The organism is Brevibacillus composti (assembly GCF_016406105.1).
GTDB lineage: Bacteria > Bacillota > Bacilli > Brevibacillales > Brevibacillaceae > Brevibacillus > Brevibacillus composti.
Window position 1 is genome coordinate 635,264 of sequence record NZ_CP066308.1, and the last position, 15,406, is coordinate 650,669.

General features: G+C 49.6%; 13 protein-coding genes. 10 read left to right on the forward strand and 3 right to left on the reverse strand.

Features of this window, described 5'->3' with window-relative positions:
* The first annotated feature begins 66 nt into the window (after positions 1-66).
* Positions 67-1,689: a recombinase family protein gene (locus JD108_RS03375; RefSeq protein WP_198828565.1), complete on the forward strand. Its 1,623-nt coding sequence runs from the start codon at positions 67-69 to the stop codon at positions 1,687-1,689.
* Between the two features lie 342 nt (positions 1,690-2,031).
* On the opposite strand, the gene JD108_RS03380 is transcribed toward JD108_RS03375, so the two are convergent.
* The 3 genes from JD108_RS03380 to JD108_RS03390 all read right to left on the reverse strand — a co-directional run bounded on the left by JD108_RS03380 (position 2,032) and on the right by JD108_RS03390 (position 4,876).
* The gene (locus JD108_RS03380; protein WP_198828566.1) at positions 2,032-2,220 is read right to left on the reverse strand and encodes a hypothetical protein; all 189 of its coding nucleotides are present in this window, start codon (positions 2,218-2,220) and stop codon (positions 2,032-2,034) included.
* 73 nt (positions 2,221-2,293) lie between these two features.
* Entirely contained in the window at positions 2,294-3,994 is a 1,701-nt protein-coding gene (locus JD108_RS03385; protein WP_198828567.1) for a DUF262 domain-containing protein, read from the reverse strand.
* A gap of 42 nt (positions 3,995-4,036) precedes the next feature.
* On the reverse strand, positions 4,037-4,876 hold the full coding sequence (locus tag JD108_RS03390) for a DUF6997 domain-containing protein (RefSeq protein WP_198828568.1): 840 nt from the start codon (positions 4,874-4,876) through the stop codon (positions 4,037-4,039).
* Positions 4,877-5,318: 442 nt separating this feature from the next.
* Here JD108_RS03390 and JD108_RS03395 point away from each other — a divergent pair, with 442 nt between their 5' ends.
* The 9 genes from JD108_RS03395 (at position 5,319) to JD108_RS03435 (ending at position 15,345) form a co-directional block, all read left to right on the forward strand.
* Positions 5,319-5,870 (forward strand): cupin domain-containing protein, encoded by a 552-nt coding sequence (locus JD108_RS03395; RefSeq protein WP_198829970.1) that lies wholly within the window; start codon positions 5,319-5,321, stop codon positions 5,868-5,870.
* A gap of 197 nt (positions 5,871-6,067) precedes the next feature.
* Positions 6,068-6,895 carry a ParA family protein gene (locus JD108_RS03400; RefSeq protein WP_198828569.1) on the forward strand — a complete coding sequence of 276 codons (828 nt, stop codon included), beginning with the start codon at positions 6,068-6,070 and terminating at the stop codon, positions 6,893-6,895.
* Complete coding sequence (locus JD108_RS03405) at positions 6,843-7,790, forward strand: ParB/RepB/Spo0J family partition protein (protein WP_429847922.1); 948 nt, start codon at positions 6,843-6,845, stop codon at positions 7,788-7,790. Before JD108_RS03400 ends, JD108_RS03405 begins: the two co-directional genes overlap by 53 nt.
* Positions 7,791-8,064: 274 nt before the next feature.
* The gene (locus JD108_RS03410; RefSeq protein WP_198828570.1) at positions 8,065-8,673 is read left to right on the forward strand and encodes a hypothetical protein; all 609 of its coding nucleotides are present in this window, start codon (positions 8,065-8,067) and stop codon (positions 8,671-8,673) included.
* A 40-nt stretch (positions 8,674-8,713) separates the two neighbouring features.
* Positions 8,714-9,820: an SAF domain-containing protein gene (locus JD108_RS03415; protein ID WP_124331909.1), complete on the forward strand. Its 1,107-nt coding sequence runs from the start codon at positions 8,714-8,716 to the stop codon at positions 9,818-9,820.
* 11 nt (positions 9,821-9,831) lie between these two features.
* Positions 9,832-10,539 carry a hypothetical protein gene (locus JD108_RS03420; protein ID WP_124331908.1) on the forward strand — a complete coding sequence of 236 codons (708 nt, stop codon included), beginning with the start codon at positions 9,832-9,834 and terminating at the stop codon, positions 10,537-10,539.
* A 33-nt stretch (positions 10,540-10,572) separates the two neighbouring features.
* Positions 10,573-11,418: a CpaE/TadZ family protein gene (locus JD108_RS03425; RefSeq protein ID WP_198828571.1), complete on the forward strand. Its 846-nt coding sequence runs from the start codon at positions 10,573-10,575 to the stop codon at positions 11,416-11,418.
* The gene (locus JD108_RS03430) at positions 11,415-13,286 is read left to right on the forward strand and encodes an ATPase, T2SS/T4P/T4SS family (protein WP_198828572.1); all 1,872 of its coding nucleotides are present in this window, start codon (positions 11,415-11,417) and stop codon (positions 13,284-13,286) included. The genes JD108_RS03425 and JD108_RS03430 overlap by 4 nt, the downstream gene beginning before the upstream one ends.
* Positions 13,276-15,345: a hypothetical protein gene (locus JD108_RS03435; protein ID WP_198828573.1), complete on the forward strand. Its 2,070-nt coding sequence runs from the start codon at positions 13,276-13,278 to the stop codon at positions 15,343-15,345. Before JD108_RS03430 ends, JD108_RS03435 begins: the two co-directional genes overlap by 11 nt.
* Positions 15,346-15,406 lie beyond the last annotated feature (61 nt).

Below are 15,406 nucleotides of genomic sequence, written 5' to 3' on the forward strand. Positions count from 1 at the left end.
TGATGTTGTGCGGGGGCAATTATAACATGACACAGTAATAAGAATATATGGGAAGGGAGAAACGCTATGGCAAAAGCAGCAACAGCGAAAAAGGTTGTCGTCGTACCAGTTAAAACCGTGGAGTCGGTGGATGGGGTTCCGCAAATTCAAAAGAAGAAAGTCGCAGCATACTGCAGGGTCAGCACGGACTCGGAAGAACAAAAAGAGAGTTACACAAACCAAGTCAACCACTATACTCGGTATATCCAAAGTAACTCGGAATGGGAAATGATCGATATTTACGCTGATGAGGGAATCACGGGAACGAATACCAAGAATCGTGTTCAATTTAATCGAATGATACAGGATGCCCGAAACGGCAAGATCGATCTGATTCTGGTTAAATCGATTTCGAGATTTGCGAGAAACACGCTTGATTTATTGAAATACGTGCGTGAGCTGAAAAGTCTCGGTGTGGCAGTATTTTTTGAACGGGAAAACATCAACACATTGGATACGACAGGTGAAGTATTACTCACCATCCTTAGTTCCCTTGCACAAGACGAAAGCCGGAATATATCCGAGAACTGCCGGTGGGGAATCTTGCGAGGATTCCAGAACGGCAAAGTATTCTGCAACACCACTCGCTTCCTCGGATACGATAAGGATGAAAACGGTGAATTGGTCATCAATGAGAAGGAAGCTGAGATTGTCCGACGCATATACGATGAGTATCTGGATGGTAAAAGCTATCAGGCGATTGCCAATGGATTAATGAAGGATAAAATCAAAACCGTCACAGGTGGAGAAAAATGGTGGGACTCTTCGATAACGCTGATCCTGACCAATGAGAAGTATTACGGAGCTTTACTCCAGCAAAAGACCGTCACTGTCGATTTTCTGACGCATAAGCGAGTCAAGAATAAAGGGCAGGAACAACAATATTTGATTGAGGACAACCATCAGCCGATTATCTCCAAGGAAATGTTCGATGCGGTTCAAAGGGAAAAAGAGCGCCGTGCAAAATTGAAGGGAAACGTCATGGGCGACCGCAAGAAATACTCCAGCAAATATCCACTTAGCAGCAAAGTATTCTGTGGATGCTGCGGAGCCAATTTCAAGCGGCGAACCTGGAACAGCAATAATCCGTCCAAGAAGGTGGTATGGCAATGCCGAACCTACGTGACGCAAGGTAAAGATGCTTGTGATGCCAAGGCGGTCGATGAAGTTGTTTTGCAGAATGCATTTGTACGAGTGTTCAATCGGATGCACGGCGATAAGGAAAGTTTCATCCAAACGCTGAAGGCTAATATTGAAGCGGTGCTTTCCAAACGGGCAGGACATGAACCGCTATTGGAAATCGAACGGCAGATAGAACAGTTAAAATCGGATCTCAAAGGATTGGTCAACCTGAAGCTTCGGGATCAGCTTGACGAAGCGGTGTACGTCGAAGAAAATGCTCGAATCTCAAATCAACTGAACGAACTTCGGCAGAAGAAATCCCTGCTGGAAAATGACAACGACCAAAAGGCACAAATCAAGGATCGAATCGATGAAATTATTCAAGTCCTAAGCTTACGTCAAGATTTGCTCGAACAATTTGACGATGACATATTCAATGCGCTGGTTGAGAAGATAACTATTCTCTCGCCAGCGCATTTTGTTTTTACCTTGAAAAGCGGGTTGGATATTGAAGAGAACATTGAGTAAACGAAGTATAACACATGAACATAAACGGAACCGCAGGTCGTTAATCTATAGTCCCTGCGGTTACTGTTAACATACATTCGGATTATCGGATCAGTATATAGGCAAGAATTGAAGCAACAGGAATAAATACAAAAACCGCATATCGGCCTTCAAAGCTTCCCCGCCCAATCCGTTGAGCATATTTTGACGCTGCAAATCCTTACTTTACCCTCTCGTTATTTCCGGCATGACATTCCAGCGTTTTATCCATATATGCGATTTCGCCAACGCAACACATCAGCCGGACACCATCCTTAGTCCCCTCAGCATACATCCATTCTTTTTCCACCGCATGCTGATAGTTCACGGCATCCATTCCAGAATGAGTTGATATTGTTCAATGGCAAGTTCATTCTTCAACTGTAAGGTGATTTGATCGAGTTTTTTCCGCAAATGATGAACCTGATGCTGTTTACCGGCTAATGCAGCCAGTTTATTAAACCGCTGATCCAATGCTGGCCGCAACCAATCCGGCCATTGTTGATATGGCAAAGCAAAATCCCCTCCCGAATTCAAGTGTGTCGATGTTAACTCATGGGAGGGGATGGCAAGGTTTGATATGAGATTATTGTATTTCAGAAAGCATATTAATCAATTGGGCTTGTCGATCTTTTAAGACGCTCGGAGTCCATTTTGAATTCTGCTCAATAAACACTTTATTTGCGTGGAAAGCATCAATCCGTTTTGATAAATATGTTTTCTTTTTCTGTTCAAAATCCTGATTGCTTAATGCACTATTTTTCTTTTGACTTATCAAGACTAGATTCGCAATTTTATTAACCCAATTAGTTCTTTCTTCTTCGTTAAAATCGCGTGTCCACTGGCTGTTGTCTGGTGGATTTTGAGGTAGAACATGTTCAACAGTAATATATTCATAATTCGACAAATGAACGGTATTGTCTCCCGACAAATATTCAACCTTTAAAAGCAGATGTCGAGCATACTGTTTTTTATAAATATTCCCTTGAATATTACGTTTAAATTCCTCAAGGTCTATTTCGAATAATTGGCTATTATTAAGTAAATTATCTAATTGACTTTGCGGAGTCTGATCGATCATTTTAAGAATACTATTCATTGCATCTAATCGGATCGTCGGAGTAATTCCGCAAACCCAGTCTCCCGTAAATTTATATTCCAATTTTTTGAGGAATTCTTCCAATTGTTTCGTTCCAAACTTCGCATAATAATGCATTAAAGGTGGAATCCAGTCTTCGGAACGCAAACCGATTTTCATGATGGTAAGTAAGTTTTTAAAGCTATTACTTAAAGTTGTGCTTTGTAATTCAATGATCTCCTCATATATTTCATTATATCGATTAATAAAGTCGATTGTATCTTTACCTAATTGGAGCCGAGGAGTTTGAGGAGGCTTAACACTATAGATTTTCTCATTGAACTCCTCCAGTAAATTTGCTCTGGCTTTTTCCTGTACTAAGATCGTTCTAATAAATTGTAAGAAACGATCAAAATCATCACCATGTTTCCCTTCTATTTCTTCCCATATCTTTGCGTACTTATTCTTTTCCTTTTCAGTGGGCAGCGCCCCAATATTTTGTGATTTCAATATGTCTGCATTTGTCAGTGGGATTCCCCGATTATTCAGAATTGTGAACAACCGGAATGCATCTTCGGTATTTTCTGTCGATACATAAATGAATAGTGCTTTGTTAAAGATGAACTTCACGAATTCTTCCAGACCATGCTCTTGTTTTATTTTTAGCATCTGTTCACGCAAAACGAGGATGGCGTTGGACATATTTGAGATGGATACGTTGTCGCTCTCTAAATAGGATTTCAGCGCATCTATATTGCTTGTTCCTTCTAATTTAATAACAAATTGATGGATGAAGTCTTCTACACTATCTCGAATTTTGTAAGTTAGCCTAGTTCTGGAGGGGATATTTTCAAGAGGACTCTCTTCTTGAAATATTTTTTTATGCAGTGTTTTCTTATATTGTGGGTTATCAATGGTATCTCTTAACACAGCCATCATGATAAAAAATGTTGTTAGTCGTTGTTGTCCATCTAGTACTTCGTATTCTGGAAAAGTACTTTCCTTTAACTTCTTCAGAACTAATGATCCGAGGAAGTAATCATTTTCTGGCTTGTGTTCAAAAGCAAAATACAAGTCATCTACAAGCTCAGTAATATTATCAGTTTGCCATACATATGAGCGCTGATACTCGGGGATAAGAAACCAAAAATCTTCTGAGAATATTTTTTGAAGAATCTCTTTGTTTGCTTCAATTGTTCCGGCTGCCATTATAAATTCTCACTCCTATTCTATAATCGTGCAAAAACATTGCTATTGCCGCACTCGGAAATATGTATGTGATTTTGGTCGTAAATCGTTAATTGCACGAATACTATTTCTTGGATCAGGAAATGAACACTCAATAATATGAAAATGCCAAAAATTATCAGCTTCGAATACTTTTAGATAGACGGGGATAATAGGTATTTCAGTAGAAACGCTCTCTGAAATCGCAAGAATCGGGTAAACGAGTTTATGCTTTGCTAATGACCTATGAGTTGTATCGCTCTTAGCTTCCATTACGAATAGTGTCGGACGATTATTTTTCTCTGCAACAAACATAGCATCAATCTCAACTTGTCCTCTGTTGTGCAAATACGACGTGGTATCCTCAGAATTCAACTTCAGTGAAAAGGAGAATGCAGCCTGACAAGTTGCAGTTGTAATCGAAACTTTTTCATCGGATAAACCTAAAGCCCGGCCAATTAATCCTGTCGCTAAACCTAGATTGACTAGCGATGTTTCGGACAAATAAGGAAGTACCTTGAAAGCCAACAGGCCTGACGACTCTTCGATTGAAAATTCGCTGCCACTCTTATCCGTAAATATCTCGTCGTCAATCAAGAAATACTCTCGTAGATCGTCCACTTTTCTCAAAGCGAACTGAGTACCCGTTCCCGAATCCGAAGCCCCCAATCGAAACACCATTGTTTGTTCGAATCGTAATAGCGGATTTAACTTTTCAATTGAATCGACGGAGATGGATGCTGCGGTATTTGCGATTGGCAATCCGTTCTTTTTCAGGTAATCTTGAAAAGAGACGGGAGGAAAGAGGTTTGATTTATTTTCCTTCATCCATTCTACTGCTGTTTGGAAGACATTTGTTTTCATATTTGAGCTTCCTCATTAAAATAAACTTTGACATTTACAGGGATCAATTGTATTGTATCATATAATTTTTTCGATTTGGATGGACAAAGAAACCGCAATATATTCCTTTCACGGTCTCGACACATGTGGAGTGCGTAATAGGAATGCAACGAATCGATACGTAGAAATCCTTTATTTTCAACACTTTGCGCGTTTTATGACTTTCACGGCGGACGGCAACGACTTCAAAAATAAGGTGCTCAAAGACAAAATTGAGGTTTCCGTCGTTTTGGACCTGGATTTGGACGTCGTATGCGTAGATATGTTGAATTCATAGGAACAGACGCTTGATTAGCGTCGCCATTTGGGTTCTAGCCCATTATTGTACATTTGTATTCCTTAACAATAGGCAACCGCATAGGATAAAAGGTAAATCATGAATCCTGAGAAGAGAGGAATGAATATGTACCTGAATACAGGCTCTCACAGTCCGTGGCATAATCCTATGCATAACAAGTGGAATAACAATTATTGGGGCTATAATTGGAACCCGCATTACTACAACTGGCTCATTAGCAACCGTTATCCATATTACAGATACCCTAAATTAATGGATTACGGATCAAAACCATTTGTAGTGAATATTGACCAAGCCGCTAAACAAAACAATACGTTCCGCACCGCTTTATGGACAGGGAAACATTTTCAAGTGACTTTGATGAGCATTAACGTTGGCGATGACATCGGTTTAGAAGTCCATCCAACTACCGATCAATTCATACGTATTGAAGAAGGCCAAGGACTTGTTCAAATGGGTGATAGCAAAGATAAATTAGATTTTCAAGAAATGGCCTATGATGACTATGCCATCATGATACCTGCTGGAAAATGGCACAATGTAACCAATACAGGAAATACACCGCTTAAAATTTACGTCATTTATGCGCCGCCCGAGCATCCATTTGGTACAGTTCATGAAACAAAAGCAATTGCAATGTCTGCTGAAGAACACTAACACTGCGGCTCCTAACAATTTACCGAATGGCTTCGCATTTCCAAACACTAAGGCAAGCTACTTATACGATATGGATTTGAATATTCAAGAGGACGCCCTTTATGCGGCGTTCTCTTTTATTATAGATACTTTAAAAAAGCCGGTTGCCCTGAAATATCAGAGCAAACCGGCTTTTTGCGTGAAAGGAGAAGTGTAGAATGACCAAGGTGATCGCCCTCGCCAATCAGAAAGGCGGCGTGGGCAAGACCACAACGGCGGTCAACCTGGGGATCGGTCTGGCAGCCGATGGGAAAAAGGTTTTGCTGGTCGATGCCGACGCGCAAGGCAACCTGACGGATTCGTTAGGGTTCCACGAACCGGATAATCTGCCGGTATCTTTGGCCACATTGCTGGCGAAAACGATGCTGGAAGAATCCTATGAAGCGCGGGAAGGTATTTTGCATCACCATGAAGGCGTTGACCTGATGCCAGGCAATATTGAATTGTCCGCTGTTGAGGTATCGCTCGTCAATACGATGAGCAGAGAAACGATTTTGCGTTCGTACATCGATTCGGTTAAAGCCGATTACGACTACGTGCTGATCGATTGCATGCCGAGTTTGGGCATGTTGACCATCAATGCGCTTGCCGCTGCGGACAGCGTCATCATTCCCGTACAGGCGCATTATTTACCGGCCAAAGGAATGACCCAACTGTTGCAGACGATTGCCCGTGTGCGCAGGCAGATCAATCCGAAGTTGCTTTTGGACGGCGTGCTGCTCACGATGGTAGACAGTCGGACTAAATTTGCCAAAGACATTTCCTTTATTCTTCGGCGCGACTACGGCGACAAGCTTCGCGTGTTCAACACCGAAATTCCCTTATCCGTTCGCGCGGCGGAAACAAGCGCCAAGGGGAAAAGCATTTACGTCCATGATCCGGATGGGAAAGCTGCGGAGGCTTATGCCGCCTTTACGAAGGAGGTGCAGAGTATTGGCAGCGAAAGACGACATGCGCGCCAGCATCAAACTGACCACAGTCGCTGATTTATTCTCGACGGAGGAGAGCCGCGCCGATCAGCAGCGGGAAAAGGTGACGGAAATACCATTATCGGAAATCAGCGATTTTCCCAGCCATCCGTTCAAGGTGAAGGCGGACGAAGTGATGCTGGAAATGGCGGACAGCGTGAAGCAATACGGAGTACTTGTTCCCGGACTAGTACGTCCGAAGGCAGGTGGCGGCTACGAGATGGTAGCCGGGCATCGTCGTAAAAAAGCGAGCGAATTGGCAGGCAGAGTAACGATGCCCTGCATCGTCCGCGAACTGGACGACGATCAGGCGACGATCATTATGGTGGACAGCAACCTGCAACGGGAAAATATTGCGCCAAGCGAGAAAGCATTCGCCTATAAGATGAAGTTGGAGGCGATGAAAAGACAGGCGGGCAGACCGAGTAAAGAAAATTCTACCCAAGTTGGGCAGGATTTACGAGGCAAATATTCAGTTGAAATTTTGGCAGATCAGGCAGGCGAAAGCCGCAATCAAATCCAGCGTTATATCCGCCTTACCGAACTGACCCCCACCATTCTCGAAATGGTAGACGATAAACGGATCGCCTTCAATCCGGCCGTAGAACTTTCATACTTGGCCGAAGAAGAACAGAATGCCCTGTACGAAACGATGCAGTCCGAAGACTGCACGCCTTCGCTGGCGCAGGCGCAGCGCATGAAAAAACTGAGCCAGGACGGGCGGCTTAACGTGGATGTCATCTTCTCGATTCTCACAGAGGAGAAGCCGAACCAGAAAGAAAAGATGACCATTCGGCGCGAGCGGGTCGACCGTTTCTTCCCGAGGGACTTTACCGAAAAGCAAAAGGAAGATCTGATCGTACAATTGTTGGAAAGCTGGTATAAAAAACGGCAACGGGAACAGGAACGTTAACCTGTATCCTGTTCGGCAGGCACTCTCCCTTAGGACGGAGAGCTTTTTTATGCCCATTTTTGGGGAGGCGATTCATGATGTATTTCACGAAAGGGAGGCGTCGTCAATATGAGCGCCTGATGCAAGAAAAGCCGGGTTTCAACCGCGTTGAAGTTTTGGAGGATGAGACCGAGCAGCCGCGCACGCGAAACAAGAAATCTCGTGAAGCCGGCCAATCAAAACGAAACCGGAGAACGCAGGAAGACCGCAACTTTCCAGGAAAAGAGGACGGACGATGGAAGAAATGAAGCGAATGGTGGACAACTACGAAGTCGTTCAGGCCATCTCCATCGGGAAGGTGGAAGTGCTGCTTGGCATAGACGAAACCAATGCCGAACGTCCGTACATGGTTTGTACCTGCACCCGAAACCATTCGTTGGGTGTCGAGCAATTTTACGCGATTGCGGCCGGCGCGGATTATCTTGAGGCCGTGCATGACTTTGTTTCCCGCGTGCAATGGGAGCTGGAGGATCTCAAAGAAGAAAGGGCCAGTGTCAAGGTGCCCCTATCTCCCCTTACCCAAGCCCAATGCCAGCCGAATCGCGAAGACATGCGCATTGACAACCAGGTTGTTGTCATCCGGCCGGAACGGTTGCGACCCGAATATCGCACCGCAGTTAACCAGCTTGTGCTGGCGCTAAGCGGGTTTGGCACCTCTGCCTATTCCCGAGGTCGCGCCGTTTACGTGATCAATCTGTATACCGGTGAGGAGGCTCGCTGGAATCGGGATGATTTTATGGGTCTGATAAAACCGGAGCATATGCCCGCATGGGCGCAAGAAAAACTGGAGCAGCATCAGGCTGTATCCCGGCAAAAGCCTAAGCGCCGTGACGAGGCCCGGTAAGAGATGCAATTCCATATATAGGAGAAAGGAGACGTGAGCGATGTCGTGGACGTATCGGCACCGCAAGACGCTTATTATCGCCGCGATTGCCGTAAGTGTTTGTTTACTTGTGGCTGCGGCCATTTATTCTCTGATAAAGCAATCAGAGCAAGAGCAGAAACAGCAACAGATGAAGGAACACTACGAAAGGCAGATCAAGGAACTGAAAACGATAGAGGAACAATCGCGCAGGAACGTCTGGACCGTGGCACGAACCATTCCGGCCGGAGGTACCGTCACGGCGGAGGATCTCCAGTCCGTCCCGATGCCCGCGAGTCTGGTGCCATCCGGGATGATTACTGAACGGGAAGCGGCCATCGGCAAAAGCGCCAAAATCGAATTGCAGCCCGGAACACCGCTGATGTCGTCCATGCTGTACGAGAGCACGCCGATCCCGAAGGATGTGCGGGTGCAGGAGTTTCATGTCATTCAGCTTCCCTCCAATCTGCAAAAGGGACAGTACATCGACGTGCGAATCAACTTCCCGACAGGAGAAGATTATGTCCTGTTAGCGAAGAAGAAAGCGCGGGAGTTGTCAGGAACGGTCATCTGGCTCGAAATGAACGAGAAGGATATTTTGCAAACGTCAAGCGCGATTATCGATGCCTACTTGCAAGGCGCACGGCTGTATGCCCTGCCGTATATCGAGCCGGGATTGCAGGAAGCAGCTGTGGTCAATTATCCCGCAAATCCGAAAGTGCTTGATTTGATGGAACATGATCCGAACCTGCTCGAAAAAGCGACAACCGAGCTTGCCCGCCAGCTTCGCCTGAAACTTGATGACAATCTCAAGGCGATGAGCGAGTCGGACAAACTGCGCGTAACGAGCGGCAGCGTGACGGTTCAGCAGCAACTGCAAAACGAGCGGATCGTCACGCGGCAAGGCAATGCCATGCAAGAAGCGGTTCCATCGCCGCAACCGGCAGGCGCAACGGCTACGGTCGATCACGAACCGCCAGCCGCGCAACCGCTGCCTTCCCCTTCCGCTCCGACAACGACGAATGAAGATCAACCGGAAGCGTCCGCGGAGCCAGCGCCATCAACGCCAGCATCGCCGTCGGAAGCGCCTGCCAGCACGGATAAATTGAAGCAAATTTTTAATCAGTGAAGGAGGCTGTCATGAAAAAAGTCGTGTTTTTCGGCGCGCCGGACAAAAGCCATCTGCTTCTCGTGCTAGGCAAGCTGCTCACGGCGATGGAGCGAAAGGTGCTGATCGTGGATTCCACCCTTGCCCAGTCCATGCAAGGCTATTTGCCGCAAGTAGAATTCGGCTATTCGCTGCGGGAGTTTGAAGGCATCGATGTGGCGACCGGGTTCATCACGCCAGCGCAACTGGAGCGTTGCCTGCTTCAAGCCGGTGGCGAAACAGCATACGATGTCATGCTGCTCGACACCGATCACACCGAATTTGTGAAAGGACGGGAGTTGCCGGGCTATGACAAGCGGGTTTGGTGCAGCAATTATCGTCGGCTCGGTATGCAAATCAACGCGAATCTGATGCAGCGGCTGTGCCTTCACGAAGCGGAGGGCCAGCCGCTCTCGTTTTACAAACTGATTACCCCTACCTTGCCGATCGCCATACCTGAGTCGTATATCGATTTGCTGCTGCCGCAGCAGGCTGTACGCTGGGAGGAGGCCGTGTTCCGCTTTCCGCTGGACGAACGGGATATGTCGGTCGAACTGGACAACCAGCATCATGGCCGCATCGATATCAGGCGGCTGTCAGGGGTGTATCGCCGGAACGTGCTGGACATGCTGCAACAGTTGTTTGAATGCGATGCCAAAACGGCCCGGCGGGCATGGGTGCGTGCGCGAAAGCGTGCGTGAGGCCGGTAAAGTTGCACGAAAGGAGATGAAGCAATGGGTTTTACCGTGGTGTTTTGGAGTCCGGTTTCGGGACAAGCCGGTACGACGAGCAACCTGATCGCCTCCGCCGCGCTGCTTGGACTTGAATACTCCTCCCGTCTTTTGCTGCTTGGGCATTTGCAAAGCGAATACGCGGTCATCGAACGCAGCTTTTACCCGAGACGGACCTGGATGAGCAAAGCGGACGCTCCGCCTGACGCGGGTATCGATGCGCTGCTCAGGCTCTTGCAGAACCGCAAGCTGGAACCGAACAGGTTGCGGGATTACACGCTGCCGCTGCTCGCCGACCGGCTCGACATCCTTCCGGGATCGAACAAGCCGGATGCATCGTTTGTTTCAGCCGCTCAGGAATGGCTTGCGCCTCTTTTGGAACTGGCAAGGCGCGCTTACGATCTGGTATTGCTGGACGGCGGAAGCGGCAGTTTGTCGGCGTGGACACAGGCGCTGCTGCGTCAGGCGGATTTACTGGTCGTCTGTCTGCCGCAAAACGGGCTCAAGCTGGAGCAGGTCTTTCCGCTAATGGAGGCGCAGCTTCAGTCCAACCGGAAGCATTTGCTTGTATTCGGAAAATACGATCCTCGCTCCGCTTTGACCGTTAAGAATATCAAGCGCCAGTTCCATCGGCGGGAGCCTGCGTACCCGATTGTCCATAATACGGGCTGGCTGGATGCGACCCAGCAAGGAGAAGCCGTCCGTTTTTTATTTCGCAACCGACAGGTGCCGCGCGACCATGAAAACTATCCCTTTATGCAACAAGTGCGGGCATTGGCGCAGGCGATCATCAACAACGCCGGACTGAACAAGCCTCTTTTCGGCGGGAAGGAGGACGATGACCGATGATGTTCGCGCTGAACGCTTTGCTTCTGGCGGGCATCCTCATCGCGATTGGCGTCTTGCTCTATTTACGTATGAGCCGCCGCTTGCCGGAGCAGCCGGACGAAAAACCGGTCTACACGCTGGAAGCGATGACCAAGTTCGTGAAAGAGGCGCTGCACGAGATGACAAGCAGCAACCTGATCGACTTCGGCTTGTCGGAAGAAGAATACCGCCGTCGCAAAAACAAGCGCGCAGAACTCAAGAAAGCGCTGCGGGGCTGCACGTCCGGAGATTTGCGGGACAAGGCGTATGTGAAGCAGGTCATCGCCGATTTGCTCGAACAGCGCTACAATCTGGACGACAATAACCTGAATCGGCTTCTGCCGTTTGATGACCCGCAGGCGCTCTCACCGCAAGATCAGTTTGACATCCTGCTCTATCTGTTTAAGAAACAACATCGGTTGAGAGCACTGGACGAACTGATTCAAAAATACGAATTGGATCGCCCCAAACGGAGTATGGAAGACGAAGAAACCGAGTCATATCGGATTACCGCCGACGAAATCCGCGACATTTACAAGCGGGAAGCGCGCAAGCTGTCTGCCGAGGACAAAATGCAGATCGTTGTGCAGCGGATCTATCAGCAATACAAAGGATTCAGCGTCATCGACGAAATCCGCGACATGAAAATCGACGGCGTATCGGGCGGCGTCTCCGGCATCCCGCCCTCGATGTGGGAAGGCGAGTGGAGCCTGGAGGAAGAAGCGCTGCTGCGCGAGGTGCCAAGGTCGCATGACAGCGTGTGGCTGTTTTATAAAGGGAAATCCATTCATTTGAGCTTCCTGTCCTTCGGCTCGGAGCAAGAACTGAGGCGCGTGTGCCAGAACGTGTACAAACATAATTTTCCCGGCCAATTGTCCGAGGCGAACGGCTTTAAGGTGAACGAAATGGCCGACGGCTCCCGCGTCGTCGTGCTGCGCCCCCGGTTCAGCGAATCGTGGGCTTTTTTTGTGCGCAAATTCGATGTGCAAAACGCCGCGCTGGAACAATTGATTCAGGACGACAATGCGGAGTTGCCCATCGGGCTGATCCGATATCTGGTCATGGGCGAGCGCATTACGGCCATCACCGGTGCGCAGGGCAGCGGCAAAACGACGCTCTTGATGGCGATGGTGCGCTACATTCCGGCCATCTTGCCGATTCGGGTGCAGGAAATGAGCTTTGAGCTTCAGCTTCGGAAAATATACCGGGATCGCAACATTTTAAGCCTGCGGGAAACGGAAACGATCTCCGGGCAGGACGGGCTGGACATTCAGAAAAAAACGGACGGCTCGGTCAATATTTTGGGAGAAGTGGCGACCGACCCGGTTGCCGCCTGGATGGTGCAGATGGCGCAGGTCGCTTCGCTGTTCACCTTGTTTACGCATCATGCCAAAACATTCCGCGATCTCGTCTATTCGCTGCGCAACTCGCTGCTGAAGACAGGGGTGTTTACGAACGAAAAAGTGGCCGAGCAGCAGGTCGTCAGCGTCATCAACTTCGACATTCACCTCAGGCGGGACGCGGACGGACATCGCTACATTGAACGAATTACCGAATGCGTCCCGGTGGAGCAGGAAGAGGGCTACCCGGAGACGTTCCGCCACAAAACGACGACCGAGGAGAAAATGACGGCGTTCATGGAGACGATGCTGGAATATTTCCGCCGATCGACGGACCGACCGCTTTACGTCGCGCGGAACGTCATCGAATACCGGGACGGACGCTATGTCGCCGTTCATCCGTTGTCCGAGCGAAGCCGCAAGGAAATCGCTGCATGCCTCGCCGGGCCGGACCAGGCGGCGTTCGAGGCGTTTTTGGCGGTTCACTGGGGGGATAGCGATGAAAATTGAATGGCTGTCCCTGTTGCTGGGCGCCTCGACGTTATTGTTTCTCGCGATGGTGGCGGCGTTTCAATGGGTATCCCGTCACGGTTCGGACGTGGAGGCCGTTCGGCAGTATGAAGCGCTGCGCAAACCGGGCAAAGCCCGCAAGAAGCAAGCGCTGCACAGCGTGTTGCAGCAGTTGTATCGACTATGCGAACGCGTACCGATTCTACGCGCTTATTTGTACCAACTTCGCAAACGAATGACCATTCTCCAGCTTGGCGACGAATGGAAGCTGCGGCTGGAAACGATGAGGACGGCGCTCCTCATTTGGGGCGTGCTGCTCGCGGCGGCTGTTCCGCTGGCGCTCGGCGTGCGCGACCCGGCCGCGCTCGGCATGATTGGCATCGGCTTCTGGGTTGGCCACGGGATCTTTTCGGACAACCTGGTCCATCGGCTGGAGACGCGACTGCTTCGGCAACTCCGGCATTTTTTCTCGGATGTGCGTCATCATTATCATCGTCATGGCATGGTGGAAGAAGCCATTTATGAAGCGGCGGACGGCGCGCCGTATGAGATGGCGCTGCACGGACACGAAATATACGAAGTGCTCACGGCAAGCGACGCCGAGCAGCGGCTGGCGCAGTATATCGAGAGCGCGCCGAACCGCTATTTGCAGGGCTTGGCCGGGCTGTCGCATCTGGTGAAGGAATACGGCGACAAACGAACCGCAGCCGGTTCCGTGTACTTGAAGGCGCTCGGGAAGCTCGCGACAGAACTGAATCTGGAACTGCTGCGCCGCGAGCGCCTCAGTTTCCTGTTGCAAGGACTGACCGCCATCGCGCTGTTGCCGCTCTTGTTTACCCGGCCGATCGAAGCTTGGGCCAGCCATTACTTTCCGGCCATGGACGCCTTTTATGCGAGCACGACCGGCTGGATCGTGAAAATCGGCCTGATTGCGGTCGTATGGCTGTCCTACGTCCTGCTGCGGAACATTCAGGAGCTGGACGCGAGTCCAAAACCAACCGGCCGAAAAAGATGGGAGAAACGGGTTTGCGAATGGCCGTGGATGCGCTGGGTTGTGCATCGTTTCGGTCCCGCCCCCAGTTCCCGGGAAGCTGACCGCATGGTCAAGCTGCTTAAAGACACCGCGTCGCCGCTTCGGCTGGAATGGCTCTATGTGCAGCGCATCGTGGCGGGGGGCATGGCTTTTCTGGCAGTGCTCGGGATGTTTATTACGCTTCATGCCGCAAGCCGGCATCAAATCCTGTATGCGCCGGTAAAGCCGGGCATCCTGTTCGGCCAACTTTCGCCGGAGGAGGAAGCCAAGGCGCGCGAGGCGGCGGCGCTCGATCGCCGCATCATCGATCGCGTAAAGGAGGTGAAGCACCGCACCGAAGAAACGGTGATGGCCCTGCTCCGCAGCGAAACGCCGACGGCGAATCAGGACGATCAGCTTCGCGCCGCGGCTCGGCGCATTATGGTCAAGCTCACGAAGCTGGACAATCAGTATGTGAAGTGGTGGGAAGCGCTCCTCGCCGCTCTCGCGGGATGGGGCGGCTACGCCATGCCGGTCGGCGTTCGGTTGTTCCAGCGGCGCATGCGGCAGATGGAGATGAAGCATGAAGTGGATCAACTGCATGCCGTCATCGCCATGCTGGCGGATATGGACCGGATGTCGGTCGAGCATCTGCTCATCTGGATGGAACAGTTTGCCCGCGTGTTCAAGGAACCGCTGCAAACCTGCTTGCTTCACTTCGAACAGGGCGCGGATCAGGCGCTGGCGCAGCTGAAAGAGGATGCGCCGTTTGTGCCGTTCGTCCGCACGGTCGAAAAGCTGGAACTGGCGGCGCAAAGTTTGCCGATTCGGGAAGCGTTCGACGACCTGGAGTCGGAACAGGCTTACGCGCAGGAGCAGCGCAAACAGGAGTACGAGCAATTGATCGAGCAAAAGGCGGGCTGGGGAAAATGGATCGGGTTTGCGCCGATGATGGCCCTCATTTTCGGCTATCTGGTCATTCCGCTCGTCATCGTCAGCTTGCACCAGATGTCCGTTTACTACGAACAGATTCAACGCATTCAGTAAACGGACATGTTGCGGCGCTTTCCAATCGGGAAGTGTCTTTTTATTTCGAATTTTATTTGAA

Coding starts and splice junctions, on each gene's coding strand:
- JD108_RS03375 (WP_198828565.1), top strand. CDS start 67: ATGGCAAAAGCAGCAACAGCGAAAAAGGTTGTCGTCGTACCAGTTAAA.
- JD108_RS03385 (WP_198828567.1), bottom strand. CDS start 3,994: ATGGCAGCCGGAACAATTGAAGCAAACAAAGAGATTCTTCAAAAAATA.
- JD108_RS03390 (WP_198828568.1), bottom strand. CDS start 4,876: ATGAAAACAAATGTCTTCCAAACAGCAGTAGAATGGATGAAGGAAAAT.
- JD108_RS03395 (WP_198829970.1), top strand. CDS start 5,319: ATGTACCTGAATACAGGCTCTCACAGTCCGTGGCATAATCCTATGCAT.
- JD108_RS03400 (WP_198828569.1), top strand. CDS start 6,068: ATGACCAAGGTGATCGCCCTCGCCAATCAGAAAGGCGGCGTGGGCAAG.
- JD108_RS03410 (WP_198828570.1), top strand. CDS start 8,065: ATGGAAGAAATGAAGCGAATGGTGGACAACTACGAAGTCGTTCAGGCC.
- JD108_RS03415 (WP_124331909.1), top strand. CDS start 8,714: ATGTCGTGGACGTATCGGCACCGCAAGACGCTTATTATCGCCGCGATT.
- JD108_RS03420 (WP_124331908.1), top strand. CDS start 9,832: ATGAAAAAAGTCGTGTTTTTCGGCGCGCCGGACAAAAGCCATCTGCTT.
- JD108_RS03425 (WP_198828571.1), top strand. CDS start 10,573: ATGGGTTTTACCGTGGTGTTTTGGAGTCCGGTTTCGGGACAAGCCGGT.
- JD108_RS03430 (WP_198828572.1), top strand. CDS start 11,415: ATGATGTTCGCGCTGAACGCTTTGCTTCTGGCGGGCATCCTCATCGCG.
- JD108_RS03435 (WP_198828573.1), top strand. CDS start 13,276: ATGAAAATTGAATGGCTGTCCCTGTTGCTGGGCGCCTCGACGTTATTG.